The organism is Amycolatopsis sp. NPDC102389 (assembly GCF_044765885.1).
GTDB lineage: Bacteria > Actinomycetota > Actinomycetes > Mycobacteriales > Pseudonocardiaceae > Amycolatopsis.
On the sequence record NZ_JBIWKX010000062.1, the window covers coordinates 18,170 to 44,702 of the forward strand.

Below are 26,533 nucleotides of genomic sequence, written 5' to 3' on the forward strand. Positions count from 1 at the left end.
ATTGGAGACGCTCAACGTCCCCAATGTCACATTGGGGGCATGGCACTCCCCGGATCGCGTTTAGCCCGCTAAACGCAGGTGCAACGCCCGGGCACCCAAAGCGCGTTTAGCCCGCTAAACGCGATCCGGCGTCAGTGCAGCATCAGGAGCACCTGCAGCTCACCGACCAGGAAGCCGATGAGCCCGCCGACCGCGATGAGCTTCCATTCGTCCTGCCGGAACGCGGGCCTCAGCAACCCCTCGAACTCCAGCGGCGTCAGTCCGAGCATCCGCCGCTCGACGATCTTCGCGACGTCCATCGCCTCGGTCAGGTAGCCCTCGGCGTGGCGGATCGTCGGCGGCAGCCGCTCCAGCGCCTTCCGCGCGGCCGCCTGCTTGATCTCCTGCAGCCGCTGCCCGCCGACGGCCATCACGACCATCGGTTTCGCGACGCTCGCCTGCTCGTCGACGGCCTGCGCCACGAGCCGCTCGACCAGCGAGTACAGCCGATCCGACCGAGGCCCGCGCAGCACCGCGTCGAGCAGGTTCGGCACGGTGAGGATCTCGTTCGCGATCATCTCGCCGTACTGATGCGCGACCTCGGCCCGCCGCCGCTGGAATTTGCCCTGCAGGATCACCCGGCCGACCCGCACCGGCTCGCGCGGCACGAAGATCAGCTTGATCGCGAGCCAGTCGGTGAACAGCCCGATGCAGCCGCCGAAGATCGGCAGCACCCACGGTTCCTTCGTCGCCGCCCAGACGATCGCTTGCACGATGCCGAGCCCGAAGCCGAAGTAGATCCCCGTCCGCGCGATGAACGCCATCTCCGGCCGCGACGTCTCGCGGATCAGCCGGACGAGCAGCTTCTTGTCCCTGGTGAGCCGCTGCACGGTCATATGCTGGAAGTCGAGCACCTCGTCGAGGTTCTCGGTCATCTCTTCCATGAACTCGCGCACCAGCCGCGGCGTCGACGCCTGGACCTGCTTGATCAGCAGTTCCTGCGCCATCGTCGGCATGACCTCCCAGAGCCTGGGATGGTGCTTTTCGAGCACTTCGCGGGCGACCTCGTCCACCGCCCGCAGCAACGGCTGCTCGATCTCGCGCGTGATGATCACCGGATCGATCCGGCGGAAGACCTCTTTGACGTCCAGCAGATTCGACGTCAGCAGCTCGGTCGCGACGGCGGCCATCCGCCCGCCGTGTTTGGGCACCACGCCCTGCCAGCCGAGGAAGGGTTTGATCCCGACGAACTCGAGCGGTTTGAACATCATCTCGATGGCGACGCGTTTGGTGACGTAGCCGATCAGCGCGGCGACGAACGGGATCGCGGCGTACAGCCACCAATGCCGGGCGAGGTCGTCCAGGACGGCGTCCACACGACCTCCTCGCTTCGCTCAGGGAAGGGGGAAACCGTATCGGGTGGCCGTCAGTGAAGCAGTAGAAGCACCTGAAGTTCACCGACAAGGCCGCCGATCACCGCGCCGACCGCGATCAGCTTCCACTCGTCCTGCCGGAACGCGGGGCGCAGCAGCTGCTCGAATTCGAGCGGGTTCAGCCGCCGCATTCTGTCCACAATGGTGTTCCGGACGTCGAGCGCGTTGACCGCGTAGCTCTCGGCGTGGCGGATCGTCTCCGGGATCCGCGCCGCCGCCTTCGCGGCCGCCGTCTGCTTCATCTCCTGGAACCGCCTGCTCCCGACGGCCATCGCGACGAACGGCTTCACGACACTCGCCTGCGCGTCGATCGTCCGTTGCACCTCGCGGGTGATCATCGCGAACAGCTTGTCCGATTTCGGCCCGCTCAGCACGGCTTCGAGCAGGTTCGGGATGGTGATGATCTCGCGCGCGATCATGTCGCCGTAGTCGGCGGAGACCTGGTCCTTGCGTTTCTGGAACACGCCTTGCCAGGTGTAGAAGCCGAAGAACCGTTTCGGCTCCCGTGGCAGGAAGATCATCTTCAGGGCGATCCAGTCGGTGAACCAGCCGATGCCGATACCGAACAGCGGCAGCACGATCGGCGACTTCGTCAGCGCCCACACCAGCAGCTGCACACAGCCGAGGGAGAAGCCGAACACGATCCCCGACCGCGCGATGAACCGCATCTCCGGCCGCGAGATGTCGCGGATCAGCCGGTTCAGCAAGGCCTTGTCGCGCACCAGGTTCGTCACGACCATGTGCTTGAGGTCGAGGACGTCCTCGATGTTCTCCGAGATCTCGCCCATGATCTTCGTGATCGCGCGCGGCGCCTCCGCCTGCACGCGTTTGAGCAGCAACTGCTGGGCGGTGTTCGGCAGTACTTCCCAGAGCCTGGGCTGGTACTGCTCCATCACCTCGCGGGTGACGTCCTCGACGATCCGCAGGAGCGGCTGCTCGATCTCCTTCGCCACCTGGGCCGGGTCGAGCCTCGCGAAGATCTCCTTCGGGTCGACGAGGTTGTTCGTCAGCATCTCGGTGGCGGTGGCCGCCATCCGCTCCGCGTTCGCCGGCAGCACTCCCTGCCAGCCGAGGAACGGTTTCACACCGACGAATTCCACCGGTTTGAACATCATCTCGATGGCGACGCGTTTGGTGACGTAGCCGATCAGCGCGGCGACGAACGGCATGGTGACGTACACCGGCCAGTGCTCGCCGAGATCGGCGATGACGGCGTCCACTTTCGAGCCCCTCCCGCGTCTTGCTTGAAGGGCAACCTAGCCGCCTGTCCTCAATGGAGGAGTAGCAGGACCTGAAGTTCACCCACGAGCCCGCCGATCACCGCGCCGACCGCGATCAGCTTCCATTCGTCCTGCTGGAAGGCGGGACGGAGGATCCCCTCGAACTCGAGCGGGGTCAGCTGCTGCATCTTCGTGACGATGGTGTTGCGGACGTCGAGCGCGTCAGTGGCGTAACTCTCCACGTGTTTCACCGTTTCGGGGAGATACGCGATCGCCTTTTCCGCCGCGGCCTTCTTCATCTCCTGGTACTGGACCCCGCCGACGGTCAACGCCACCAAGGGTTTCGCGATGCTCGCCTGCGCGTCGATGGTGCGCTGCACCTCGCGGGTGATCATCGCGAACAGCTTGTCCGACTTGGGCCCGGTGAGCACGGCCTCCATCACGTTCCGCACGGTGAGGACCTCGTCGGCGATCAGCGCGCCGTAGTCCTTGGCGACCGCCTGGCGGCGCTTCTGGAACATGCCCTGCCAGCTGAAGAACAGGAACCGGCGCGGCTCGCGCGGGTAGAAGATCATTTTCAGCGCCAGCCAGTCGGTGACGAACCCGGTGACGAAACCGAAGATCGGCATGATCAACGGCTGCTTCGTCAACGCCCACGCGACGAACTGGATCAGGCCGATGACGAAGCCGAACCAGATGCCGGACCGGGCGATGAAGCGGAGCTCCGGGGTCGCGACCTCCTTGATCAGGCGGCAGGTCAGCGATTTGTCGCGGACCATCGCGTTGATCAGCATCTCGTTGACGTCGAGGACCTCGTCGATGTTCGTCGACACCTCGCGCATCAGCCTCGCGACGACCTTCGGCGCCTGCGCGCGGACCTGGTCGACCAGCATGCGCTGTGCCCGGGTCGGCAGCAGTTCCCACAGTCTGGGCTGGTACTGCTCCATCACTTCGCGGGTGACGTCCTCGACCGCCTTGAGGAGCGGCTCTTCGAGTTCCTTCACCACTTCCTCGGGATCGAGCCGGGAGAAGATCTCCTGCGGATCGACGAGGTTCTTGGTCAGCAGGTCGACGGCGGTGGTCGCCATCCGGCGCGAGTTGGCCGGAATGACCCCCTGCCAGCCGAGGAAGGGTTTGATCCCGACGAACTCCAGCGGCCGGAACATCATCTCGATGGCGACGCGTTTCGTGACGTACCCGATGAGCGCGGCGATGAAGGGCATCGTGGCGTAGACGTGCCAGTGCTCGCGGATGTCTTCGAGGATCGCCGAGATGTCCAACCGGGCCTCCCCTGCTTACGACCTGTCAACAATGCAGGATGCCATGCGATCCGGCCACCGCACGCCGAGTGCAGCCGTTTGGCGGTACTGCCTGACGGGTGCCCGCTCATTAAGGTGGCCGCCATGGTCGCTCCTGAGAAGTCGGCGCCTCAGGCGCCCTCAGCGAAATCGTCCCCGTTCGCGGGCGCTGTCCGCGGTTACGACAAGCGTCAGGTCGACGAGCGCCTCGCCGAACTGGCGACCGAACTCAAGCAGACCTCACGCAGCCGCGACGAGGCCGTGGCGACCGCCGGCGACCTCACCAAGGCGCTCGGCCACGCCCAGAAGGAACTGGACGAGACCAAGGCCGCCCTCGTGCGGATGAGTTCGAGCCCGTCCGGCGCCGGCGCGATGGCCGAACGCGTCCGCATGATGATGCAGCTCGCCGAGGAGGAGATCGCCGACCTCAAGGCCGCCGCGGAAGCCGACGCCAAGTCGACACGGACCGAAGCGGACAAGTACGCCCACGAGACACAGCGCGCGATCGAGAAGGCGGCCAAGGACGCACAGGCCCAGCGGGAAAAGCTGCTCGCCGACGCGAAGGCCGAGATCGAGCGGCTGAACTCCGAGGCGGCGCAGAAGCGCAAGGAGCTGGACCTGGAGAGCGTCCGGGCCCGCGCCGCCGCGGACAAGAAGGCCGAGGAGGCTTCGGCGGCTCGTCGCGCGGAGGCCGAGAAGGCGTCCGCGGACAAGATCGCGGAAGCCGACCGGGTGTCGGCCGCCAAACGCGCCGAAGCCGAGCGGATCTCGGCGGACAAGATCGCCAAGTCGGAGAAGGCTTCGGCGGAGGACATCGCCGCGAAACAGGAGCAGGTCGCGGAGGCCCTCACCGACGCGAAGACCCAGCAGGCCGAAGCTCAGCAGGCCCGGAAGCTCGCGCTGGAACTCCGGTCGAAGGTCGCCGATCGGCTCTCCGCCACGGATGTCGCGGTCCAGGAGGCCATCCGGCTGCTGGGTTCGGCCCCTGATGCCGCCGAGCCAGCCAAGCCGGCGGCCGCGCCGAAGCCCGCCCCTACCAAGTCCAACGGCCCACGCCCTTCCTGATCTCTCTCAATGCTGGACGACGGCGAACAGCTCGTCGTCGATCCAGCCTCTGGTGTGCAGCTCGGTGCAGAATCGCTGGTACGACTCGGCGAGCGCGGCGCTCTCGCGCTCGTCGGGCTCGACCAGCGTTCCCGCGCCGAGCCCCGCTGACGCCTCGGTGAGCCCGCCCGGCAGAACCCCCGCCGCGGCGAGCAGCGCGGCGCCGTATCCCGTTTCCGCCTGTGGTGACACCCGCAGACCGAGGCCGGTGACGGTCGCCCTGATCCGTGTCCACAAAGGACTCCTGCTGCCGCCGCCCGCCGCGAGCAGCGGATCGGTGACCGTGACGCCGAGGCGGCGCAGGTGGTCCAACGCGAGCCGCTCGAGGAAGGCGACTCCCTCCAGCCTGGCCCGGTGCAGTTCCACCTCGTCGGCATCGCCGGACACGAAGCCCTCCGCGTCCGGGCTGGCGAACGGGAAACGTTCTCCCTTGCGCCGCAACGGATACGCGACCACCTTCGCCGGACCCAGTGCGGCCGCCGCCGCGTCGAGCTCGGGAAGCCGATCCTGCCCGGCGACGGCCTCGCCGCCGGTGTTCGACGCGCCGCCGGGCAGCCACCAGCCGTCCGGATGACGGTGGCTGTACATCGCACCCGTCGGATCCGGCACCAGCTCTTCGGTGACTCCCTTGAGCACGTACGTCGTGCCGAGGATTCCGACGAAGCTCCCGGGAGTGACCGCTCCGGCCGCGAGCTGGCCCGCGCAGCCGTCGGTCATCCCGGCCACGACCGGGCAGCCCGCCGGGAGACCGGCGACCGGACGAGCCACCTCACCCAACACGGTGGCCGGCGCGACCACCGACGGGAGCAGGCTCTCCGGCACCCCCAAGCACTCGAAGACCTCGTGTGGCCATTCGAGGGAAAGCGGGTCGTAGCCGCTCTTCAAGGCATGCGACCAGTCGGTCGCCACCGGCTCGCCGGTGAGTTCCGCGGCGATCAGATCCGGTGTGTGCCAGATCCGGGCGACGTCGGGGGCGTGCCCGGCCAGCCAGGCGATCCGGCCGAGCGCGGCCGTGGCGGACACGCCGAAGCCGAGCCGCCGCCAGCGATCCGCGCCGAGTCCGGTGGCCTCGCGGTTGAGCTCGGCGCCGCGCCGGTCGTCGTACATCAGCGCGGGGGTGACCGGCTCACCGGAGGCGTCGACCCCGACGATCGTCCCCGACGTCGCGGCGATGGCCACCGCGGCGACCTCGCCGCCCCTGCCCGGCAGCTCGCCGGTGACCTTCGCCAGCACCGTCTTTACCGCCGGCCACCAGGACCGGGCGTCCTGCTCGCTGTGCCCGCGGCCGTCGCGGACCGGCGCGGGCAGCGGCTCGGCGGCCGAAGCGAGGACGGTGCCGCCGCGCACCGCGAGGGCTCGGACCCCCGCGGTGGCGACGTCGATGCCGATCGTGACGGGTTGGTTCACGTGGTGACGACCTTCTCTCCGACTTCTTGCAGACTTTTGTCCTCTTCGATCGCCTTCGCCGTCTCATCGGGCAACTTCAGGTAGCGCACCATGACCGCCGCGACCAGATAGAGCGCGGCGAAGACGATCACCACGCCGGCCGCGCCCAGCGGGCCGAGGAACACGCTGACGATCGCCGGCCCGACGAACGCCGCCGCGCCCGCGCCCAGGTTCAGCAGGGCCATCGCGCCACCCTTGTTCTCCGGGGCGAGGGAGGGGAGCAGCGCCGAGATCGGCACGAACCCGGCGAGCGTGGCGCCGTACAGCGCGCCGACGAGCAGTGCGAGCCAGTAGTACTCGGCGCCCATCGCGATCGGGACGAAGTAGAGCAACAGGATCGAGATCGCGCAGCCGATCGCGCCGAACCAGAAGATCGTGGTGCGCCAGCCGATCCGGTCGCTCAGCACGCCGAAGATCAGGTTGAAGAAGATGTTCGTGCCGTAGATGACCGAGACCAGGAGCAGCCAGCGGCTCTCCCCGAACCCGATGCCCTCGATGAAGATCGTCGGGAAGAACACCAGCATCCCGAACTCGGGCGCGGTGTTGATGACGCGGACGAGCATCCCGACGCCGACGCGGGGCTTCTTCCACGCGATCGACACGCTGGACACCAGGCTCTGCACCGGTTTCACGTCCGGCGGCGCGAGCCGGGTGTACCCCGTCCGCTGCCGGACCCCGAAGATCGCGAGCAGTCCGCCGAGTGCCAGCAGCGCGACCGACACCCAGAGCGTGCCGTACTGGCCCAGCACCGGATTCGTGAAGCTCGCGACGAGCGCGCCCAGCGTCGGCAGCCCGCCGGTGAAGGCGAAGTAGAACCAGCCCACGGCCGCGCCGAGCCTGGCGACCGGTGCCACCGCGGTGATCCAGACCAGGAAGCCGAACGCGAACATCGGATAGCCGAAGCCGCGCAGGCCGTAGAACACCAGCATCAACGGGTAGTTCTCACCCGACACCGCGACCGCGAGGAACAGCACGTCGAACACCAGCCAGATGGCCAGGCCGATCATCATCACGCGACGCGGCCCCCACAGATCCGACAGCGCGCCCGACAACCACGACGCCAGCATCACGGCGACGCCGTACACGGTGATCACATACGAAGCCTTGATCTCGGTGCCCGCGCCGTTGTCCGCCATGAACGGCGCGATGAAGCCCGACTCGACTCCGTCGCCGATCATGAACAGCAGCAGCCCGGCATAGCCGAGGAACAGCGGGGCGGGGAGGCCCCAACGGTTCAGTACGCGGGCGAACCCGCTCCCGGATCGCGATAACGGCGATGTTACCTGGTTCATGCACGCCTCCATGACGTCGTGTTCAGCGTATCATGGATCGTGTTAACTTAACTTTCAAGATGTTACATCGGTGGATTTTCGTGTTAGCCTCGCGCGTTGCCGGTGGGTGTGGTGGCGCGTGAAGGCTCGTGTCGTCCGGTCGTCACGTGAATGCCGGCATCGGTACAGGGGGTGGGGGGGGGGGGGGGGGGGGGGGGGGGGGGGGGGGGGGGGGGGGGGGGCCGGGGGGCGGGGGGGGGCGCCCCGCGCGCCCCGGGGGCGGCGCGGCGGCTCCTCGGCCGCGGCCCCCGCGCGGGGGCCGGCCCGCCCCCCCCCCCCCCCCCCCCCCCCCCCCCCCCCCCCCCCCCCCCCCCCCCCCCCCCCGCCCGGCTCGCTCTGAAGCCTTCAGAGCTCCGCGATGTCCACTTCCACCTGGCTTCGCATCTCCTCGGCCAGGTGCTCTTCCACCCCGTCGTCGACGATCAACACGTCGAAGTCGCTCAACGGCACCAGCCGGTGCAGTGCCGCGCGTTCGGTCTTGCTGTGGTCCATCAGCAGCACCTTCGTCCGGGCGCTGGCCAGCATCGCGCGCTTGAGCATCACGATCTCCGGCTCCTGGTGGAACGTCATCCGCGTGTTCATGGCCGAGGTCGAAACGAAGGTCGCGTCGACGTTGATCCGCTCGATCGCCTCGAGGCTCTGCATGCCGAGGAACGAGTCGTGGGTCGCGGAGTAGTCGCCGCCGATGCAGATGAGCCGCAGGTCGGGGACGCCTTTGAGCAGTTCGATGGCGCCGAGGTAGTTCGTCGCGACGGTCAGCGGGGTGACGCGGTGCAGCAGCTTCGCCAGCGCCAGCGCGCTCGTGGAGTCGTCGAGCAGGATCGACATCCCCGGTTCGATGCGCGCGAGCGCGTGCGCGGCCATGGCCATCTTCTCCTCCGAATGCACGTTCATCCGGTAGTCGGCGTTGCTTTCGAAGACCGTTGACGGCATGGCCGACACGCCGCCCCGGTACTTCCGGAGCAGGCCGCGCCGCGCCAGTTCGTCGACGTCGCGGTGCACGGTCATGGTGCTGACGCCGGTGAGTTCCACCAGTTCCGCGATGCTCGCGGAGCCGGTCGTGAAGACGTGTTCGGTGATCAGCTGCTGACGCGTGTTACGAGAGTGCGCGCTCGCACCGGCCGTCTTCTCATCGCTCATGGTGCCCAGTATCGCGTGCGCGCCGGCTGATTGAGGCGCAGCAGGCCGGTGCGCGTGCCGTCGATCTCGATCTCCGTGACGGCCGCGTTGTCCAGCCGCGGGAACACCGTGCGGTAGTTCCGGAGCGGGATGCCGAGCAGTGCGCACAAGGTCAGTCTGATCAGGGTGTTGTGCGCGACGACCAGCACCGTCTCGCCCGGCACCTCGGCGGCGATCCCGCGCAGTGCCCCGGCTCCCCGGGCGGCCGCGTCCGGCGGCGGCTCCGAACCGGGGAAGGCGCCGGTCACGGGGTCGGCGAGAAACCTCGCGACCGCCTCGGGATCCGCCGCCGCCAGCTCGTCCCTGGTACGTCCTTCCATTAGTCCGAAGTGGACCTCACGCAGTTCGCCGACCACTCGCAAGGGCAGCCCCAGCGCCTCGGCGGAAGGCTCCGCGGTACGGCGTGCCCGGCTCTGCGGCGAGCAGAACACGGCCGACGGCCCGGCCGCCGCGGCGAACTCGGCGAGCTCGTCCGCCTGCCGGAGCCCTTCCTCGGTCAGCGCGACGTCGCTGCTGCCCGCGTACCGGTTCTCGGCGTGCCATTCGGTCTGGCCGTGCCGTGCCAATAACAACCGTGCGACCACGCGTTCCCTCCTCAGGGCTTGTCCAGATCACATCGTCGATGTTAACTTAACAGCATCGATGTGAAAGGAGATGCCGGATGGCACTCGCCGCGGTGGTGTTCGACCTGGACGGTGTCCTCGTCGACAGTGAACACCTTTGGGAGGAGAACTGGGTGGCGTACGCCGCCCGGCACCGCACCGAATGGACCGCTGAGGACACCGCGTCCGTGCAGGGGATGAGCGCGCCCGAATGGGCCGCGTACCTCGCGAAGCGGTCCGGCACCCCGGAAAGCGCGGCCGAGGTCGAGCGTGCCGTGGTGGACGGCATGATCGCCGCGATCGAGGCGGGCGAGGCGCCGCTGCTGCCGGGCGCCGGGGAGATGGTCCGCGAGGTGAGTGCGAAGGTGCCGGTCGCGCTGGCTTCGTCGGCCGCCCGCCGGGTGATCGACGCGGTACTCGACAAGCACGGGCTCACCGGCGAGTTCGCCGCGACCGTCTCCAGTGCCGAGGTCGCCAGGGGCAAACCGAGTCCGGACGTCTATCTCGAGGCCGCGGCCAGGCTCGGCCGGTCCGGTGAGGAATGCCTGGGCGTCGAAGACTCCAGCAACGGCATCCGCGCCGCCGCCGCGGCCGGGCTCACCGTGATCGCGTTGCCGAATCCGGTGTACCCGCCGAAGCCGGACGCGCTGGAGCTGGCCGCCGAGGTCGCGGAGAACAACGACGACGTGCGGCGCAAGCTGCTCGCGTACCTGTCCGGTGAATTCGCGGAAGCGAGCGGGCGATGACAGTCCTCGGTACCGCGGAGACGTTCAAACGCGATTGGCTGGACGGGTTCGTCACCGCCTACGGGCGTTCGGTGCGCAAAGTGCCCGACGCCTATGGCGTGCTGCGGCGGGAAGAATCCGCGCCCAAGGTCGCGGTGGTGATCGGCGGCGGTTGCGGGCACTATCCCGCGTTCGCCGGGCTGGTCGGTCCCGGTCTCGCCGACGGAGCCGTGGTGGGCGACGTGTTCACCAGCCCGAGCGCCGAGCAGGTCTATCGCACCGCGCGGGCCGCGGAGAGCGGAGCAGGCGTGCTCTTCGGCTACGGCAACTACCAGGGCGACGTGCTGCATTTCGGGCTCGCCGCGCGCAGGCTGGCCGCCGAGGGCATCGAAAGCAAAACGATCCTGGTCACCGACGACATCGCCAGCGGTCCCGCCGACGCGCCGGAAAGGCGTCGCGGCGTCGCGGGCGACTTCCTGGTCTTCAAGATCGCGGGCGCCGCCGCCGAACGCGGTGACGATCTGGCCACCGTGCACGCGGTGGCGGAGAAGGCGAACGCGAACACCCGGACGTTCGGCGTCGCGTTCGGCGGGTGCACGCTGCCCGGCGCGTCCGCGCCGCTGTTCACCGTCGGCGAGAGCGAGATGGAGCTCGGGCTCGGCATCCACGGCGAGCCCGGCGTCCGCACGGTCGGCAGGCTGAGCGCGCGGGAGCTGGCCGACGAACTGGTCGACGGTCTCCTCCCGGAACTGCCCGCCGGCGACGGTCGCGTGGTGGTCCTGCTGAACGGGCTCGGCCGCACCAAATACGAGGAGATGTTCGCGACCTACACCCGGGTGCACGAACGCCTCGCCGCGGCGGGGCTCAGCCCGGCGCACACCGAGGTCGGCGAGTTCGTCACGTCGCTCGACATGGCGGGTGTCTCGCTGTCGATCCTGGTGCTCGACGACGAACTCGCCGAGCTCTACGCGGCTCCCTGTGACACCCCTGGCTACCGGAGCACCGGAGCCGCGCTGGCACAGGTGCCGCTTGAGTCCACAGTGGACGCTCTGCTGGCGGAGGCCGAACCGGGGCAGGGCATCGTGGACCGCGCGCTGACGGCGGCCTTGTACGACATCGAGGCCAACGAAGCCGAGCTCGGCAGGTTGGACGCTGTCGCGGCCGACGGCGACCACGGGCTGGGCATGACCAGGGGTATGCGGGCCGCGGTGTCCGCCGCGCGGCGCGACGCGGACTCGCTGTCCACCGCGCTCCTGGCCGCCGGGACCGCTTTCGCCGACGCGGCCGGCGGTGCGTCCGGCGCGCTGTACGGGGTCTTGCTCGCCGAGACCGGCGCGGGACTGCGGGGCCTGGTAGCCGAAGAGGTCACTGCGCAGGCTCTCGCAAACGCGGTCGACGGCGCGGTGAAGGCGTTCGTCGAACTGGGCAAGGCCGAGCCCGGCGAGAAGACCATGCTCGACGCCATCGAGCCGTTCCGGCTGGCGTTGCGCGAACAGGCCGAGGCGGGCGCCGACGTCCCGCAGGCCTGGCAGAAGGCGGCCCAGGTCGCGGTGAGCGCGGCCGAGGCCACGGCGGACCTGCTGCCCGCCAAAGGCCGGGCGGCGCGGTTGGCGCGGCGGAGCAAGGGGCATCCCGATCCAGGGGCCACTTCGTTCGCGCTGCTCGTCACCGCGGTCGGCCAGGCTCTCGGAAAGGAAGACTGAATGCGGATCGTGGTGGCGGCGGACAACGCCGGGGTGGCGCTCAAGGATCAGCTGCGTGAGCTGCTCCTCACCGATGACCGGGTGGACGAGGTCACCGACCTCGGGGTGGCCGACGGGTCCGACGACAAGGCGTACCCACTGCTCGGCCTCGCGGCGGCGGAGACGATCGCGCGGGGCGAGGCGGATCGCGGAGTCCTGGTCTGCGGGACGGGGATCGGCATGGCGATCTCGGCGAACAAGGTCCCGGGTGTCCGGGCCACGGTCGCGCACGACTCGTACTCCGCCGAGCGTTCGGTCAAGTCGAACGACTGCCAGGTGATCACGTTCGGCGCCCGGGCGATCGGCCCGGAACTGGCGAAGAAGATCGTCGCCGAATGGGTCGGTTACCGCTTCGACCCGGCTTCGGCCAGCGCGAGCAAGGTCGCGCACATCACCGAATACGAGCAAGCTCACTGAGATCGCCCGACACGGGCACGGAGAGAGGACGCAGAGTTGCGGATACTCGCTGCGGGAGACCATTTCGTCGGCACCGGCTTGCTGGCCGGCGCCGTCCGTGCCGAGCTCGGCGCCGGGCACGAGTTCACGGAACTGACCCTGCCGTGGCCGGTGGAGCCGTTCGGTCCGGTCGCGAACGTGCACGAGGCCAGCGGCACCGAGGAGCAGGTGATCGAGGCCTTGGCGGGAGCCGAGGTCGCGGTGACCCAGATGGCGCCCTTCACGAAACAGGTGTTCGCGGCCGTTCCGGGGCTCAAGCTCGTGTCGGTGTGCCGGGGAGGTCCGGTCAACGTCGACCTCGCGGCGGCCACCGAAGCGGGTGTCGCGGTGACGTACGCGCCCGGCCGCAACGCCGGTGCCGCCGCCGAATTCGCGGTGGGGATGATCCTGGCCGCCATGCGCCGGATCTCGACCTCCTCGGCCGAATTGCTGGGCGGCACCTGGCGCGGCGACTACTACGCCTACGACCAGGCCGGTCTCGAACTCGACGGGACCACCGTCGGCCTGGTCGGGTACGGCGCGATCGGTGCGCGGGTGGCCAAGGTGCTCGTCGCGTTCGGCGCGAAGGTGCTGGTCTCGGATCCCTTCGCCGACCCCGCCCGGATCGAGGCCGACGGGGCGGAGCTCGTCGAACTGGACGATCTGCTGCGCCGCAGTTTCGTGGTGAGCCTGCACGCCCGGCTCACCGAGGAGACCCGTCACCTGATCGACGCCGCCAAGCTCGCGTTGCTGCCGGAAGGCGCCGTACTGGTCAACACCGCGCGCGGTGGCCTGCTGGACTATGCCCCGCTGCCGGAAGCCCTGCGCTCGGGACGGCTCGGCGCGCTCGCGCTCGATGTGTACGACATCGAGCCTCCGCCCGCGGACTGGGCACTGCGGGACGCGCCGAACGTGATCGCGACCCCGCACCTCGCCGGGGCCAGCAGGCAGACGGCGGAGCGGGCGGCGAATATCGTCGCCGCCGAAGTCGGCCGGTACGCCCGCGGGGAGGCGCTCGCGAATCTGGCGAACCCCGAGGTCCTGCGGCCATGATCATCGGCGTCGACATCGGCACGTCACTGACGAAGGCGGTCGTCTTCGACAAGGCCGGGATGTCCGTGGCGAGCGCGTGCACCACGTCCGAGGTGCACCACCTGCCGGGCGGGCTGGTCGAACAAGACCTCGACCAGGTGCTGGGCACCGTGGCGACGGTGGTGCGCGAGGTCGCCGCCGGGCTCGACGGTCCGGTCACCGCATTGGCACTTACCGGGCAGGGCGACGGGCTCTGGCTGCGAGACGAATCCGGCGAGGCCGTGCGCCCGGCGATCTCGTGGCTCGACGGGCGGGCGAACGCGCTCCTCGCCCAATGGCAGGCAAGTGGCGTGACCAGGGAGGTGTTCCGCCGTACCGCGTCGGGGATGTTCCCCGGCTGCGCGGCGGCGATCATGTCCTATTTGGACACTCACGAGCCGGAGTCGCTGGACAGGGCGGCGGTGGCGGGCTACTGCGTCGACGCGGTACTCCAGCGGCTGACCGGCGAGATCACCGTCGACGCGTCGGATGCCTCGCTGCCCTTCCTCGACCCGGCCACCCGGCGCTACGACGAAGACGCCATCGCGGCCGTCGGTCTCTCCCACCGCCGGAGCCTGCTCGTGGAGCCGGCGGCGCCGAAGACCGTGTTCCGCTTGGACGAACGCGGAGCCGCGCTGCTCGGTCTCCCGGTCGGGCTGCCGGTCACCGCGGGGCCGTTCGACCTGCCCGCGAGTGCCATCGGCGCCGGCGTACGGCGGCCGGGCGACGGCATCCTCACCGCCGGCACCACACTCGCCTGCCAGGTCCTGACGGACTCGGCGGAGTTCGATCCGGAAGGCGAACCCGCCGGGATGTTCCTCTGTACACCGGAAGAAGGTGAGTTCCTGCGGGCGATGCCGGCGATGGTCGGCACGGCGGGGATCGACTGGATGTGTCGCCTGTTCGGGATCGCGGTCGAGGAGATCGGCTCGCTGCTCGACGCGAGCACGCCCGGCGCGGGCGGTGTCCGCGCGCTGCCGTTCCTGTCCGCGTCCGGTGAGCGGGCGCCCTTCGTCGACGCTTCGGCGAGGGCTCAGTTCTCCGGGCTGAGCCTGGAGAGCGAGCGCGGCGACATCGTGCGGGCGCTGTGCGAGTCGATCGCTTACGCGGCAAGGCAGTGCTTCGAGGCGGCCGGGCTCACCGGCACGTTGTACGCCTGCGGCGGCGGAGTCCGCTCGATCGAGTGGACCCGGATCTTCGCCGACGTTCTCGGACGCCCCATCGTGATCCCCGGCGATCCCGGGGTCGGCGCGCGAGGCGCGGTGATCGTCGCGGCGGACGCGCTCGGCGAACCGGTCGACCGGGAGCTCTGGGCGGAAAGCGCACGCGTCGTCGAGGTCCGGCCCGAGAACGTAGGGTTCTACGAGCAGGGCTACGCCGACTATCAGGCCTCACTGGCCGCGGCCCGCGGACTTTGGAGGTTGTGACGGTGATCCTGGCCAAAGAACGTTTGGCGGTCTGCGAGTACGCCCGCCGGATGACCGCCGACGGACTCGTGGTCGGCACCTCCGGCAACGTCTCCGCGCGGCAGGGCGAGCTGGTCGCGGTGACCCCGACGGGGGTCGACTACGCAGGGCTGCGGCCGGAAGACATCCCGGTGGTCGGCCTGGACGGCGATATCGTCGACGGAGCGCTCAAACCGACCAGCGAACTCCCGATGCACCTCACGGTGTACCGGCAGGCGGCGGATCCGGACGGCGAACCGGTCTCCGCCGTGGTGCACACGCATTCCGTGCACGCCACGGCGGTCTCCACTCTCGTCACCGAGGTGCCGCCGATCCACTACATGCTCGCCGCGATCGGGCCGACAGCCCGCGTCGCGCCCTACGCGACGTACGGCACCGAAGAGCTCGCCAAAGCCATGCTGGAGGCGCTGGACGGCCGCCGAGGCTGCCTGCTGGCGAATCACGGCACCACGACTTTCGGCGACAGCCTCGGCTCCGCGTACAGCAGGGCGCAACAGCTCGAGTGGGTCTGCCAGGTTTGGCTGACGGCGCGGGCGGCCGGAACGCCGAATCTGCTCCCGCCCGACGAGATCGAGCACGTCGTGGAGAAACTTCGCGGCTACGGACAGCGCTAGGTCACAGGGAGAACACGCCTTCCCCCGCGAGGCGGACCGGGTTCAATCCGGCGGGGGAAGCCGCAGGGCAGGGGCGGCTGCGATCGTCGATGTCGATCAAGTGATCGGCATCCGACGGTCCGAGGAGCACGCATGACTGTCCACCACCCCACCGCACCAGGGCGGCTGCGCGTCGCCTGGCACAACGCGCACGCCCCGGTGCCCGGAGTGCCCCGGTGGGCCCGGATCGCCGCCTACGCCATCCCGTTCGTCGTGCTGCCCTCCGGCCTGTGGCGGATCATGACCGTCGTCTTCCACGTCGGCGACGACAACACCCACGGTGCGGGCCAGCTCCCGTCGTGGTTGCCGGGGCCGGTGTACATCGTCGGCTTGTCCATCGTCTCCGAACTGCTGGCCTTCACCGCCATCGGACTGATCGCCGCATGGGGCGAAGTTGTCCCGCGCTGGATTCCGCTCCTGGGCGGCCGCCGAGTGCGGCCCTTCGCCGCCATCGTGCCCGCCGCCCTCGGCGCGACGATGCTGACCGTTCTGTGGACCACCGCCTATGTCACCGAGATGTCCGGGCTCACCATCCAAGGCGATCCACTTCCGGCCGACTACCCCTCGAAGGCGCTGCACGGCTGGCAACTCGCCTTCTTCGAACTCACCTACGCTCCGCTCCTGCTGTGGGGACCGCTGCTGGCGGCAGTCTGCTTCGCGTACTGGCGGAGGCGCCGGCACGTTCGCTGACGCCCTAGGATGCCGCGGGCTCGGCCTCGAAGTCCGTGGCGTCCACGGCGTGCACCGCGTCGAGAAGCTCGACGACCGTCGGATCGTCGACGGCTTCCTTGATGCACTGCCACAACTGGAGATTCGCCAACGCCCATCGCGAGTAGTTCTCCGCCGCTTTGGGGTTGTAGAAGTAGTAACCACTGTCGTGGACGTCGCGTTGTTCGCCGACGATCTTGTGCGCCAGTTCTCGGAGGCTCAACCCGTTCTCCCGCAGATAGCGGTGGGCGAGGACGACGGGCGTCACCGGCAGCGCCTTGAACAGCGTGTCGGCGTCGCTCAACGCTTGAGCCTCGAGCGAGATGTGGCGGCCTCTGGTGGCCATTTCGGCCTCGTCGATGATGTCGTCGACCCAGCGGCCCACGTTCTCCTCGACACCGCATTCCCGCAGGATGTCCATCCGGAGGTCTCGTCCGGCGGCCGCGGGGGAGTTCCGGAGCACGATGTAGTTCACATCGTGCACCAAGGCCGCCACCTCGACGACGGTGCGATCCGCACCGTTGTGGTCGGCGAACCCCGCGGCCTTGGCCCGGACGAAACTCACGTGGTGCCAGCCGTGGAACTGCAGTTTGTCCGCATAACGCCAGCATAATCGCCGGACGTGCTGCTCGACGGCGTCGATGGTGTGGGAAGGAATCGTGCTCTTTCGCGCGCGCATACACCTCTCCGATCCCGTTTACAGACGGGTGGAGTAATGGTAAGCGCCTTCGACGTCGGTGTGTAGTTAGATGCGGGCGGCGAGATCCCCCAATCGGACCTCTACCGGAACGTGACGATGTCCTGTTCCGGTCTTCGGGTCAAAGGAAAGGCTGAACTCGCTCACTGGGCGTGATTTCACCAAAAATGTCATAGTCCCTTCGGTGGCCTCGGGAATCCGATGGAACTCGTCCGCGTACATGACGCCTACCGACCCGGTCTGACACAGCGTGCTACGTCGTAACCGAACCGATGTGATCAATCCGGAAAGCTGGTCGCGCAAGGTCGAATAGCGTTCGTGGACGTAGTTGCCACGGAGGATCGTGGTGCAGAAGTGATATCTGTGATTGTGCACGGAATCGGCGTACCCCTCACGCCAGTCCTCGGGTGCCTTGTACTCGTGCAGCCAGATCGAAAAGGGATCGGTCGGGCAATCGAGCAGGCACCAGGCGAAATGGGTGGTGGTCTCCCGGGACCGCTCGAGTACCGCGCTCGCCTCGTCCGGGCTCAGCGAAGCCAAATGCCGCCGGAGGTCGTCGCGCAACTCTGGTCTCGACGTCCAGTCCCGGAAGAGCCCGTCGACGATCTGCCAGTGCTGCGCCGGCGGCAGGTCCGTGGTCCGGAGCAGCGCGGCGAACTGGGTGAGGGGGGACAAGCGAGTGAGCAACTTCAGCTCCTCAAATCTAGTGCTCTGTGACGCCGAGAGGTCAGGGGTTCAACTCGGCGAGTGTGGTGAACTCCTTCCGGAAGGAATGGAATTTCCCTTCCAGTTCGAGGAAGTTCTCTTCGGACAGGGGAGAGCCGGTGATCTTTTCGTACAGGGCGAGGAAATCCGCCCGCGTCGTCGTGGTGGAGATGCGGAAGTGCCGTCCGGACCGCGACTGGGACACGCGCAGGAACTCGGAGCGTTCCTTGTTGTACAGGAAGGAACCTTCGCTGAACCGCAGCGTTCGCGGATATAACGTGGTCGCGCCGCGGATGTCGCTGTACAAGGTCACCCAAACGCTCTCGTCGAAGACTTCGAGCCGGTCCAAGGGCGGGTCGGCGACGACGGTGATGTCCACCAGCGAGCATCGGCTGCGCGCCAGGAACAGCCCGACCAGACCGATGCTGATCTCGTCGTTGAGCCGCGACCGGATCGTCTCGTAGTCCACGCCCGCTTCTTCGCTGCGCAGGAGATAGCGTGCCCTGCCGCCGATCGCGCCCTCGTCGCGAGGGTCGGCGATGACCACGCGAAGCTCTCTTTCGGTGCGGGACAACAGCAATCGGGCCGCCGCGTGCCTGCCGGAGAACCCGCGGAAGAAGTAGTGCCTTGCCACGTCGAGGTCTTCGGTCATGACCCGGTTGAACAACGGATCCGGATCGGTGGTCGCTTCGAAGACGTGGGTGGGGAAGAATTCCTTGTTGAGCGAACGGTATTCGGCACTGAGCGCTTCCAACGCGCGGCGGCTTTCCTCGATCACCGGGGTTACCATCGCGCGCTGTGACGCGGTGGCGGTGATCAGGGTCTGGCCGAAGCCGACCACCGCGGAGATCAGGGTGCCGGTGCCCAGTGAAGTGAGCAGGGTCTTGCCGGCGCCGGGATCCATCATGCTGGAGATCCACAGGCTGAGGCCCGCGACGACGACCAGTACGGTGAGCAGCAGACTCGTCCTGGTCCAGAAGATCTCTTGCAATGGGGTACGGCGGAGCCGGTCGGCTTCCGCGGGCACGAGTGTCACCTCCTTGATCGGCACCCGAACGGACGAACGCAGTGCGTATCTGTTCGAGTGCGGGGAGTTACTCTACGCGCATCGTGACAATGTCGAAATAAGAAATTCGGGGGAAAGGTACCAACAACGAATGTGACGCTCGGCGATGCCGGTTTCGCATCGGAGGTTTCGCCGGATCGCGGAAAAACCACTCACGGAGCGTGCGGAAGGATTCCTTCGTACCACGCGGGGCCGGGCTTCGCCGACGACAAGGTTTCGACGACGGCCGAAGACGGTGTGGTGTACACCGTGGGAAAGTCGATCTCGCCCCTCGACGGGTCCAAGGTCCACGCGAGCCGCTCGTCTTCCGGGTAATTCGCTCGTATGAAAGGAAAGTGCGCGTTCGCGCCATTCTTGTTGCCTCTCGGGTCCAGTCGGATCCACCGGTCCGGACCAGTGAGATACACGGCGTTGAGCCCGTGCAGCACGCCGATCCGCTGATAGCAGAACCCGGCCGGGATACCTTGGCTGCGAAGCAAAGCTGCCAGCAGATGGGCCTTCGCGTAGCAGAGGCCGACCCGCTCGCGCAGAACTTCGGACGCCATCAGGGTGACGCGCGAATCGGCGGCGTCCACCGTATGGGCGATCTCGTCGCGCACGAAGTGAAACATCGAACGCGCCACGTCGATTTCGGTGCCGCCGGTCGGTGACAGTCTGTCAGCCGTTTCGCGGATCAGCGGATGATCGTGATCGACGACCGCGTCGGCGGCGAGATAATCTTCGAGCCGCTTGGATTCGATCTTCAGCGTGATTTTCACGCGACACCACCCAGTACCGTGTCGACGACTTCTTCGAGGAATTTCGGATCGGCTTCGTCGCCGCGCAGGAGCAGCCTGAACCAGATCGCCCCCGCCAGCAGATCCATCACCAGAACCGGATCGACGCCGTCGCGCAGTTCGCCTCTCGCGGTGGCGCGTTCGAAGATCGGCTCTTCGCGTGTCATGCGGTCGGCGAAGAAACTCCGTGCCACATCACCGAGTTCGGGGCGGCGTGGCCCCGCGGTCAGGGTTGCGACGACGGCCGGCGCGGTGTGCTCCGACGTCAGCAATCGGAGGATATGTGTTGCCACGGCGAGGAGATCGCCGCGCAGGCTGCCGGTGTCCGGTACGTCGAGGGCGAACAGTCCCGAGTCGCGCAAAGCCGCCGCCAGTAGCGCGTCCTTCGACGGCCACCAGCGGTACAGCGTCGTCTTGTTGACGCCTGACCGGGCGGCGACGGCTTCGATGGCGAGCTTGTCGTAGCCGTGCTCCGCCAGGAGTTCGAGGGTGGCGGCGAAGATCGCCTCGGCCTTGCGCGGGCCGTTCCGGGTGCTCACCGCCCGAGAGTACAACGCACCGTTGCGTCGTACGGCGATCGCGCGTACTTTGCAACGCAACGGTGCGTTGCATTCAGGAGGTAGTCCATGGCCCCGATCGTCTTCGTCCACGGCATCCGGCTCAGCGGTGCCGCTTGGGCCGAGCAACTCGAACTGCTCGGACATCCCGCGAAAGCAGTCGATCTCCCAGGTCACGGCACCCGCAGGGGAGAGCGGTTCACCCTGGCCGCGGCGGCGGACGCGGTCGCCGAAGCCATCGACGAACCCGCGCTGGTCGTCGGGCATTCGCTCGGTGGCTACGTCGCCATCGCCGCGGCCGCGCGGTATCCGGAGCGGGTGGCGGGCCTCCTCGTCGCGGATTCGACCTTCCTGCCCGGCAAGGCATTGGAGGCTCCGTTTCGCGTGGCGCACCGCTTGCTCACACGGCTTCCGGACCAGGGTGAACGGCTGAACCGATGGCAGTTCCGAAGCGCCTTGCCGCCGAAACTCGCCGAAGCGGTGATCGGCGGCGGCATCGCGACCGAGGTCATCCCGGACGTCGCCGAGACCTTCGCGGACTTCGACGTGCTCGCGGAGCTGGCGGCCTATCCGGGTCCCACGTGGCTCATCAACGGCTCACATGACCACTTCAGGCGTCATGAACGCCGCTTTCTCGACGCCTGCGCCGACGGCAGGCTGATCAACGTTCCGAAGGCTGGGCATTATCTGCCGATGGTGCGAGGCAACGAGTTCGCTCAGCTGGTCTTCGACGCGGCGCGCAGCCTGTCGATCTCGTCGGTCAGTTCGGAACGCAGCGAGTCGTGCTGAGGCCCGAGCGACGCGGCCCAGTTCTCCGCCGAATACCGCCAGACCGGCCGACCGACCACGTCGGCCGGTTCCCAGTCGTATCGCGGCCAGACATGCGCGTGCAGGAACGGATCCGTATTACCGAGGATCTCCAGATTCACCCGGCGGAAACCAGGATCCCTTCGCGCGCAGACGTTTTCGACCGCTTCGCCGAGTAAGTCCATGTCCGCCAGGAACTCCAGCCGCCGCGGCCGCGGCAGATCGGTCAATCTGCCGACGCCGGGGGAATCGGTCAGCAGGACGCAGTAGCCGGGGAGGAACTGCGTATCGCCGACCACCGCGAAGCTCGCGTCCAGCCGCCGCAGCACGGTCGGATTCTCCCCGCGCAGCGCCGAACCGATGCGGTCCCGCTTCCAGCCGTCGGTCATCGGCCCAAACTAGCCGACCGGGAACATCGAACCGCCGGATCCGGTGAACTGGGCGGTCAGGCGGACCGGCTCCGGATGGGGTGCCAGCACGATCGAGGCGAACGGCGTCGCGGCGGCCTGTGACCCGTAATTGGTGTGCAGATGCGCGCTGACGTGGACGTTCCGGTCGGCGGGGATCTCGAACGTGACCGCACCCCAGGAGACCACGAATTGCCTGCCGTCGATGCTGACGAACGGGGCGTACGGCACGGAACTGGAGGGGAACGGGCGCAGTTCGACGGTGAGCAGGCGGCGCTGGCCGTCGTGGTTGTCCACGTAGGGGATCACGCCGGGCTGGCTGGACAGTTCGGTCATTCTCGGCTCCCTCAGAACTGGTAATAGAGGAACGGGCTGAACGTGCCGGTCGCGATCAGGATGGCCGCGTACACCAGCCCGACGGTCATCACGCCGATCCGCAGCGCCGTCGCCGGGCGGCTCCGCGAGGATTCCAGCAGCGGCCCGGTCACCGGATGCGCGGGCAGGAACACGATCGCCAGCGCGCACAGCAGGATGAGCAGCCGCTGGTTGGTCACCGCGCTCTCGACGACGTCGGTGAGGCCGGTGAAGTCCGGCAGCACCATGTGCCCGATCATGCCGAGCGCGTGCGGCAGGTCCTTGGCGCGGAAGAACACCCAGCCGAACACGACGAGCACGAGCGTCAGCGCGCGGCGGCCGATGCGGGCGGCCTGGGTCTTCGGGGTGACGTCGTAGCCGAAAGCGCGTTCCACGATCAGCAGCGCGCCGTGGTAGATGCCCCAGATCAGGAACGTCCACTGCGCGCCGTGCCAGAACCCGGTCAGCACGAACACGATGCACAGGTTCCGGTACGTGTGCCCGGCGCCGGTGCGGTTGCCGCCCAGCGGGATGTAGACGTAGTCGCGGAACCAGCGCGACAGCGACATGTGCCAGCGCCGCCAGAACTCGGTGATGGTCACCGACGAGTACGGTCTCGCGAAGTTCTCCGGCAGCCGGAAGCCGAGCATGCGGCCGAGCCCGATCGCCATGTCGGAGTATCCGGAGAAGTCGAAGAACAGCTGAAGCGTGTACCCGATCGCGCCGAGCCAGGCGATCGCGAAGGTCATCTGGTCCGGTGGTGTGTTGAAACAGGCGTCGACCATCGGGCTGAGCGAGTCCGCGATGATCGTCTTCTTGCACAGCCCGAGCGCGAACCGCGGGAAACCGGCGGCGATGTCGTCGAGGCGGTGCGAGCGCCGCTGCGGCAGCTGGTCGGCGATCTCGCGGTACCGCACGATCGGCCCGGCCACGAGCTGCGGGAACATCGCGATGTACGCGGCGAACGACACCGGATCGCGCAGCGCGCGGCGTTCACCGCGGTAGATGTCCACCACGTAGGAGATGTGGTGGAACGTGTAGAACGAGATGCCGATCGGGATGACCAGGTCGGCCACCGGGAAGCCGCCGCCGAACCAGTGCGTCACGGCCGCGATCTGCTGGGTCGCGAACCCCGCGTACTTCCAGATCAGCAGCATGCCGACGTTGAGGCCGATGACCCCGAGCAGCAGCCGTTTGCGCCGTTTGTTCTGCAGGTCCCACGCGTTCGGCTCAAGCGCCGGGCCGGCCAGGAAGTTGACCACCATGCAGCCGAGCAGCACCAGCGTGTACGGCCCGGCGCCGGTGGCGTAGAAGATCAGGCTGCCGACCGCGACGATGCCGTTCCGCCAGCCGCGCGGGCACACCAGCACGGCGAGCAGGACCGCCGGCATGAAGTACCACAGGAACAGCGGTGAAATGAACGACATCGGTGCGGGGTCCCCCAGGGCGGTTACGCGTTATCCGCTGGTGACCTTAGCCTGCGGGCCCCGCACGTGTGACGAAGTGCGGGGTCAGACACGTCCCGCGAGACGGCGGCGGCGCGCCACCTCGGCCAGCAGTACCCCGGCCGCGACGGAGGCGTTGAGCGATTCGACGCCGGCCGCCATCGGGATCGACACGGTCGCGTCGCAGGTCTCGCGCACCAGCCGGGACAGGCCGCGGCCCTCGGAGCCGAGCACGATGACCAGCGGGTCCGCCGCGAGGTCCAGTTCGTCGATGTCGACCGAGCCGTCCGCGTCGAGGCCGACGACCATCAGGCCGTCGTCCTTCCACGCCTTCAGCTGGCGGGTGAGGTTGGTCGCGACGGCGATCGGCAGCTTGGCCGCGGTGCCGGCGGAGGTCCGCCACGCGACCGCGGTCATGCCCGCGCTGCGCCGCTCCGGCAGGAGGACACCCTGCGCGCCGAACGCGGCGGCCGAGCGGATCACCGCGCCGAGGTTGCGCGGGTCGGTGACGCCGTCGAGCGCGACGAACAGCGGGGTCTGCCCCGAGTCCTTCGCCACGGCCATCAGGTCGCGCGGGTCGGCGTACTGGAACGGCGGGACCTGCAGGCCGAGGCCCTGGTGCATGGCCCGGTTGGTCTTGCGGTCCAGCTCCTCGCGCGGGATCTCCAGGATCGAGATGCCCTTGTCGCCGGCGAGCCGGACGGCCTCGTTGACGCGGTCGTCGATCTCGATGTTGATCGCCACGTACAGCGCGGTCGCGGGCACGTCGGCGCGCAGCGCCTCGACCACCGGGTTGCGCCCGGCGATCAGTTCCGGCTTGTCGGCCTTCTTCTGCCGCGCCTGGTCCTTGCGGTCACGCGCGTTGGCCATCCGGTACGCCTTGTGGCCGGGCCGGTCCTCGGCCTTGGGCGTCGGGCCCTTGCCTTCGAGGCCCTTCCGGCGCTGGCCGCCGGAGCCGACGACCTGACCCTTCTTCGTGCCGGGCTTGCGAATAGCGCCCTGGCGCCGGGAGTTGCCTGCCATCAGTGAGAATCCTTGAGCTAGAAACCGAGTAAGGGTCAGACGTCCTTGACGGTCCACTGTGGACCGTTCGGCGTGTCCTCCACCACGATGCCCGCCTGCTGGAGGCGGTCACGCGCGGCGTCCGCACGGGCGAAGTCCTTGTCGGCGCGGGCCTGCTGCCGTTCGGTCAGCAGCCCTTCCACGAGATCGGACAGCGCCTGCCGGGTGGGCGTCTCATTGCCGCCCGCCTCGGACCAGCGCGCGGAGAGCGGGTCGAGGCCGAGCACGTCGGTCATCGCGCGCACGGAGGCGGCGATTTCGAGTGCCTTGGAATTGTCGGTCGCGTCGAGGGCCGCGTTACCGTCGCGGACCGTGTTGTGCAGCACGGCGAACGCCTGCGGGGTGGCCAGGTCGTCGTCGAGAGCGGCGGCGAATCCGGCCGGGATCTCGCCGAGATGCACGGCGCCGGCGCTGCCCGCGGTCCGGCGGAGGAACTGCTCGATCCGCCGGTAACCCTGCGCGGCTTCGGCGAGCGCTCCGTCGGAGTACTCGATCGTCGACCGGTAGTGCGGCTGGACCAGGTAGTACCGCAGTTCGGGGGCTCGGTAGTTCCGCAGCATCTCCGGGATCGAGACCGTGTTGCCCAGCGACTTCGACATCTTCTCGCCGGACATGGTCACCCAGGCGTTGTGCAGCCAGAACCGCGCGAACGGGTCACCCGCCGCGTTCGACTGGGCGCGCTCGTTCTCGTGGTGCGGGAACACCAGGTCGACGCCGCCGCCGTGGATGTCGAACTCGGCGCCGAGGTACGCGGTCGCCATCGCCGAGCATTCGAGGTGCCAGCCGGGACGGCCGGCACCCCACGGCGTCGGCCACGACGGCTCGCCCGGCTTCGCGCTCTTCCACAGCGTGAAGTCGCGCGGGTCGCGCTTGCCCTCGCCGAGGCTCTCGCCCTGCTGGACCTCGTCGAGCTTCTGCCCGGAGAGGTCGCCGTAGCCGTCGAACGCCTTGACCGAGAAGTACACGTCGCCGTCCGAGGCGTAGGCGTGCCCGCCGTCGATCAGCCGCTGCATCAGCTCGACCATCTGCGTGACGTGCCCGGTCGCCCGAGGGGCGATCGAAGGGGGCAAGCAGCCCAGCGCCTCGTACGCCGACTCGAAGGCGCGCTCGTGTGTGGCCGCCCACTCCCACCAGGGACGATCCGCCGCGGCGGCCTTGGTGAGGATCTTGTCGTCGATGTCGGTGACGTTGCGGACCATCAGCACGTCGAGTCCACTGTGGACGAGCCAGCGGCGCAGGACGTCGTAGTTCAGCGCGCCGCGGACGTGGCCGATATGGGGTACGCCCTGCACGGTGGCACCACACACGTACATGGACGCCGTTCCGCTACGGGCGGGATGGAATTCCCGCACGCTCCGGGTCGCCGTGTCATAGAGGTGTAGTGCCACCCTAAAAGGGTACGGGGTCGGCGTGAGCGGTGTCGCAGTGACCGTATTACAGCACGTTATGGGCGCGCAGGGCGCTCAGCAGGGCGTCCGGCCGCTCCGTCGTCGGCAGCGGCTCTACCAGCGCGAACGCGCAACCGATGTCGCGTGCGGCGCCGTCGGCCTCCTCGCTGTCGCCGACCATGAGCGTCTCCGCCGGGTCGACGCCGAGCCGCTCGACGGCCGCGCGGAAGATCTCCGGCTCCGGCTTCACCGCTCCGACCTCGAACGACAGGATGAACTCGTCGACGTAGGCGTCCCAGCCCCGGCGCCCGAAGGCAGGCCGGATGTCGAAGGCGATGTTGCTCAGCACCCCGAGCTTCACGCCCTTGCCGGAGACTCCCTTGAGGACGGCTTCGGTGTCCGGGTACGGCGTCCACTGGGTGGGATCGATCAGCCGGGTGTAGAGCGCGACGGCCTGGTCGGCGTGCGGGACCCCGGACTGCTTGAGGACCTCGAGGTACACCTTCCGGTGCAGCACCGGATCGCGGTCGCGGTGGTTCCAGGCGTACAGGTGCTCCTCGTCGAGATCGACGACCTGGCCGACCGGCGCGGTCATCCGGCGCATCAGCTCGGTCTGGGCCTCGATGTCCAGGCTCTCGCCCTCGTGGTCGGTGAGGTCGGCGAGCCAGGTCTCGTCCTGTTCGAGCCGGAAGACCGTGCCGGAGAAGTCGAACAACACAGCGCGAAAGGTCACGAGGTCCACATTAGCCGGTTCTCGTGAGTGGCAAGGGCGGTCAGAACCGTCTGTCTGAGTTCAGGACATGTCGGACAGTTGATGTTTCAGGACCTCACGGACACTGACCGGCCTGTCGGCGTGGTGACCAGGGCTTGTGTGGTG

General features: G+C 68.3%; 27 protein-coding genes. 9 read left to right on the forward strand and 18 right to left on the reverse strand.

The features are described from left to right. Positions 1 to 131: 131 nt before the first annotated feature. From ACIRGA_RS34190 to ACIRGA_RS34200, 3 genes are read right to left on the reverse strand one after another with little or no spacing between them, the layout of a single operon-like run. Entirely contained in the window at positions 132 to 1,355 is a 1,224-nt protein-coding gene (locus ACIRGA_RS34190; RefSeq protein ID WP_400949249.1) for a DUF445 domain-containing protein, read from the reverse strand. Between the two features lie 50 nt (positions 1,356 to 1,405). Then, entirely contained in the window at positions 1,406 to 2,632 is a 1,227-nt protein-coding gene (locus ACIRGA_RS34195; RefSeq protein WP_038520776.1) for a DUF445 domain-containing protein, read from the reverse strand. Positions 2,633 to 2,682: 50 nt separating this feature from the next. Next, positions 2,683 to 3,912 carry a DUF445 domain-containing protein gene (locus tag ACIRGA_RS34200; protein ID WP_400949254.1) on the reverse strand — a complete coding sequence of 410 codons (1,230 nt, stop codon included), beginning with the start codon at positions 3,910 to 3,912 and terminating at the stop codon, positions 2,683 to 2,685. Between the two features lie 123 nt (positions 3,913 to 4,035). Between ACIRGA_RS34200 and ACIRGA_RS34205 the strand changes: the two genes are divergently transcribed. Beyond that, positions 4,036 to 4,995, forward strand: a complete 960-nt coding sequence (locus ACIRGA_RS34205; RefSeq protein ID WP_400949256.1) for a hypothetical protein — start codon at positions 4,036 to 4,038, stop codon at positions 4,993 to 4,995. A 6-nt stretch (positions 4,996 to 5,001) separates the two neighbouring features. Here ACIRGA_RS34205 and ACIRGA_RS34210 read toward each other — a convergent pair whose 3' ends face one another. The 4 genes from ACIRGA_RS34210 to ACIRGA_RS34225 all read right to left on the reverse strand — a co-directional run bounded on the left by ACIRGA_RS34210 (position 5,002) and on the right by ACIRGA_RS34225 (position 9,574). Beyond that, the gene (locus ACIRGA_RS34210; RefSeq protein ID WP_400949258.1) at positions 5,002 to 6,441 is read right to left on the reverse strand and encodes an FGGY-family carbohydrate kinase; all 1,440 of its coding nucleotides are present in this window, start codon (positions 6,439 to 6,441) and stop codon (positions 5,002 to 5,004) included. Beyond that, on the reverse strand, positions 6,438 to 7,772 hold the full coding sequence (locus tag ACIRGA_RS34215) for an MFS transporter (protein WP_400949260.1): 1,335 nt from the start codon (positions 7,770 to 7,772) through the stop codon (positions 6,438 to 6,440). The genes ACIRGA_RS34210 and ACIRGA_RS34215 overlap by 4 nt, the downstream gene beginning before the upstream one ends. Positions 7,773 to 8,156: 384 nt before the next feature. Beyond that, complete coding sequence (locus tag ACIRGA_RS34220; RefSeq protein WP_400949262.1) at positions 8,157 to 8,951, reverse strand: DeoR/GlpR family DNA-binding transcription regulator; 795 nt, start codon at positions 8,949 to 8,951, stop codon at positions 8,157 to 8,159. Beyond that, on the reverse strand, positions 8,948 to 9,574 hold the full coding sequence (locus ACIRGA_RS34225) for a histidine phosphatase family protein (protein ID WP_400949264.1): 627 nt from the start codon (positions 9,572 to 9,574) through the stop codon (positions 8,948 to 8,950). Before ACIRGA_RS34225 ends, ACIRGA_RS34220 begins: the two co-directional genes overlap by 4 nt. Before the next feature lie 77 nt (positions 9,575 to 9,651). Between ACIRGA_RS34225 and ACIRGA_RS34230 the strand changes: the two genes are divergently transcribed. From ACIRGA_RS34230 to ACIRGA_RS34260, 7 genes are all read left to right on the forward strand, one after another. Further along, the gene (locus ACIRGA_RS34230; protein ID WP_400949266.1) at positions 9,652 to 10,338 is read left to right on the forward strand and encodes an HAD family hydrolase; all 687 of its coding nucleotides are present in this window, start codon (positions 9,652 to 9,654) and stop codon (positions 10,336 to 10,338) included. Continuing rightward, positions 10,335 to 12,020, forward strand: coding sequence for a dihydroxyacetone kinase family protein (locus tag ACIRGA_RS34235; RefSeq protein WP_400949269.1), 1,686 nt, complete (start codon positions 10,335 to 10,337; stop codon positions 12,018 to 12,020). The genes ACIRGA_RS34230 and ACIRGA_RS34235 overlap by 4 nt, the downstream gene beginning before the upstream one ends. Then, entirely contained in the window at positions 12,021 to 12,476 is a 456-nt protein-coding gene (locus ACIRGA_RS34240; RefSeq protein WP_400949272.1) for a ribose-5-phosphate isomerase, read from the forward strand. A gap of 36 nt (positions 12,477 to 12,512) precedes the next feature. After that, complete coding sequence (locus ACIRGA_RS34245) at positions 12,513 to 13,547, forward strand: 2-hydroxyacid dehydrogenase (RefSeq protein ID WP_400949274.1); 1,035 nt, start codon at positions 12,513 to 12,515, stop codon at positions 13,545 to 13,547. Next, a complete protein-coding gene (locus ACIRGA_RS34250; protein WP_400949276.1) occupies positions 13,544 to 14,992 on the forward strand; it encodes an FGGY family carbohydrate kinase in 1,449 nt (482 codons plus the stop codon). The genes ACIRGA_RS34245 and ACIRGA_RS34250 overlap by 4 nt, the downstream gene beginning before the upstream one ends. 2 nt (positions 14,993 to 14,994) lie before the next feature. Then, the gene (locus ACIRGA_RS34255; protein ID WP_400949278.1) at positions 14,995 to 15,645 is read left to right on the forward strand and encodes a class II aldolase/adducin family protein; all 651 of its coding nucleotides are present in this window, start codon (positions 14,995 to 14,997) and stop codon (positions 15,643 to 15,645) included. A 132-nt stretch (positions 15,646 to 15,777) separates the two neighbouring features. Further along, positions 15,778 to 16,374 carry a hypothetical protein gene (locus ACIRGA_RS34260; RefSeq protein WP_400949280.1) on the forward strand — a complete coding sequence of 199 codons (597 nt, stop codon included), beginning with the start codon at positions 15,778 to 15,780 and terminating at the stop codon, positions 16,372 to 16,374. Between the two features lie 4 nt (positions 16,375 to 16,378). On the opposite strand, the gene ACIRGA_RS34265 is transcribed toward ACIRGA_RS34260, so the two are convergent. From ACIRGA_RS34265 to ACIRGA_RS34285, 5 genes are all read right to left on the reverse strand, one after another. Next, positions 16,379 to 17,071, reverse strand: a complete 693-nt coding sequence (locus ACIRGA_RS34265; protein WP_400949282.1) for an HD family phosphohydrolase — start codon at positions 17,069 to 17,071, stop codon at positions 16,379 to 16,381. Between the two features lie 66 nt (positions 17,072 to 17,137). Then, complete coding sequence (locus tag ACIRGA_RS34270) at positions 17,138 to 17,776, reverse strand: hypothetical protein (protein WP_400949283.1); 639 nt, start codon at positions 17,774 to 17,776, stop codon at positions 17,138 to 17,140. A gap of 40 nt (positions 17,777 to 17,816) precedes the next feature. Then, positions 17,817 to 18,863: a hypothetical protein gene (locus ACIRGA_RS34275; RefSeq protein ID WP_400949309.1), complete on the reverse strand. Its 1,047-nt coding sequence runs from the start codon at positions 18,861 to 18,863 to the stop codon at positions 17,817 to 17,819. 149 nt (positions 18,864 to 19,012) lie between these two features. Beyond that, positions 19,013 to 19,618, reverse strand: coding sequence for a transglutaminase family protein (locus tag ACIRGA_RS34280; protein ID WP_400949284.1), 606 nt, complete (start codon positions 19,616 to 19,618; stop codon positions 19,013 to 19,015). Then, positions 19,615 to 20,175 (reverse strand): TetR/AcrR family transcriptional regulator, encoded by a 561-nt coding sequence (locus ACIRGA_RS34285; RefSeq protein ID WP_400949286.1) that lies wholly within the window; start codon positions 20,173 to 20,175, stop codon positions 19,615 to 19,617. The genes ACIRGA_RS34280 and ACIRGA_RS34285 overlap by 4 nt, the downstream gene beginning before the upstream one ends. 87 nt (positions 20,176 to 20,262) lie before the next feature. On the opposite strand from ACIRGA_RS34285, the gene ACIRGA_RS34290 reads away from it, so the two are divergent. Beyond that, on the forward strand, positions 20,263 to 20,982 hold the full coding sequence (locus tag ACIRGA_RS34290) for an alpha/beta fold hydrolase (RefSeq protein WP_400949289.1): 720 nt from the start codon (positions 20,263 to 20,265) through the stop codon (positions 20,980 to 20,982). On the opposite strand, the gene ACIRGA_RS34295 is transcribed toward ACIRGA_RS34290, so the two are convergent. The 6 genes from ACIRGA_RS34295 to ACIRGA_RS34320 form a co-directional block, all read right to left on the reverse strand. Beyond that, positions 20,910 to 21,389 carry an HIT family protein gene (locus ACIRGA_RS34295; protein ID WP_400949291.1) on the reverse strand — a complete coding sequence of 160 codons (480 nt, stop codon included), beginning with the start codon at positions 21,387 to 21,389 and terminating at the stop codon, positions 20,910 to 20,912. The genes ACIRGA_RS34290 and ACIRGA_RS34295 overlap by 73 nt on opposite strands. A gap of 9 nt (positions 21,390 to 21,398) precedes the next feature. Continuing rightward, positions 21,399 to 21,743, reverse strand: coding sequence for a hypothetical protein (locus ACIRGA_RS34300; RefSeq protein WP_400949294.1), 345 nt, complete (start codon positions 21,741 to 21,743; stop codon positions 21,399 to 21,401). Positions 21,744 to 21,754: 11 nt separating this feature from the next. Then, entirely contained in the window at positions 21,755 to 23,188 is a 1,434-nt protein-coding gene (locus ACIRGA_RS34305; protein ID WP_400949297.1) for an MBOAT family O-acyltransferase, read from the reverse strand. A gap of 84 nt (positions 23,189 to 23,272) precedes the next feature. Further along, positions 23,273 to 24,229: a 23S rRNA (guanosine(2251)-2'-O)-methyltransferase RlmB gene (gene rlmB / locus ACIRGA_RS34310; RefSeq protein ID WP_400949300.1), complete on the reverse strand. Its 957-nt coding sequence runs from the start codon at positions 24,227 to 24,229 to the stop codon at positions 23,273 to 23,275. A gap of 35 nt (positions 24,230 to 24,264) precedes the next feature. Continuing rightward, on the reverse strand, positions 24,265 to 25,656 hold the full coding sequence (cysS, locus tag ACIRGA_RS34315; protein ID WP_400949304.1) for a cysteine--tRNA ligase: 1,392 nt from the start codon (positions 25,654 to 25,656) through the stop codon (positions 24,265 to 24,267). 46 nt (positions 25,657 to 25,702) lie between these two features. Beyond that, a complete protein-coding gene (locus ACIRGA_RS34320; RefSeq protein ID WP_400949306.1) occupies positions 25,703 to 26,389 on the reverse strand; it encodes an HAD family hydrolase in 687 nt (228 codons plus the stop codon). Positions 26,390 to 26,533: the final 144 nt, after the last annotated feature.

Coding starts and splice junctions, on each gene's coding strand:
- ACIRGA_RS34305 (WP_400949297.1), bottom strand. CDS start 23,188: ATGTCGTTCATTTCACCGCTGTTCCTGTGGTACTTCATGCCGGCGGTC.
- ACIRGA_RS34265 (WP_400949282.1), bottom strand. CDS start 17,071: ATGCGCGCGCGAAAGAGCACGATTCCTTCCCACACCATCGACGCCGTC.
- ACIRGA_RS34205 (WP_400949256.1), top strand. CDS start 4,036: ATGGTCGCTCCTGAGAAGTCGGCGCCTCAGGCGCCCTCAGCGAAATCG.
- ACIRGA_RS34295 (WP_400949291.1), bottom strand. CDS start 21,389: ATGACCGACGGCTGGAAGCGGGACCGCATCGGTTCGGCGCTGCGCGGG.
- ACIRGA_RS34300 (WP_400949294.1), bottom strand. CDS start 21,743: ATGACCGAACTGTCCAGCCAGCCCGGCGTGATCCCCTACGTGGACAAC.
- ACIRGA_RS34290 (WP_400949289.1), top strand. CDS start 20,263: ATGGCCCCGATCGTCTTCGTCCACGGCATCCGGCTCAGCGGTGCCGCT.
- rlmB (WP_400949300.1), bottom strand. CDS start 24,229: ATGGCAGGCAACTCCCGGCGCCAGGGCGCTATTCGCAAGCCCGGCACG.
- ACIRGA_RS34240 (WP_400949272.1), top strand. CDS start 12,021: ATGCGGATCGTGGTGGCGGCGGACAACGCCGGGGTGGCGCTCAAGGAT.
- ACIRGA_RS34260 (WP_400949280.1), top strand. CDS start 15,778: ATGACTGTCCACCACCCCACCGCACCAGGGCGGCTGCGCGTCGCCTGG.
- ACIRGA_RS34215 (WP_400949260.1), bottom strand. CDS start 7,772: ATGAACCAGGTAACATCGCCGTTATCGCGATCCGGGAGCGGGTTCGCC.
- ACIRGA_RS34230 (WP_400949266.1), top strand. CDS start 9,652: ATGGCACTCGCCGCGGTGGTGTTCGACCTGGACGGTGTCCTCGTCGAC.
- ACIRGA_RS34250 (WP_400949276.1), top strand. CDS start 13,544: ATGATCATCGGCGTCGACATCGGCACGTCACTGACGAAGGCGGTCGTC.
- ACIRGA_RS34235 (WP_400949269.1), top strand. CDS start 10,335: ATGACAGTCCTCGGTACCGCGGAGACGTTCAAACGCGATTGGCTGGAC.
- ACIRGA_RS34220 (WP_400949262.1), bottom strand. CDS start 8,951: ATGAGCGATGAGAAGACGGCCGGTGCGAGCGCGCACTCTCGTAACACG.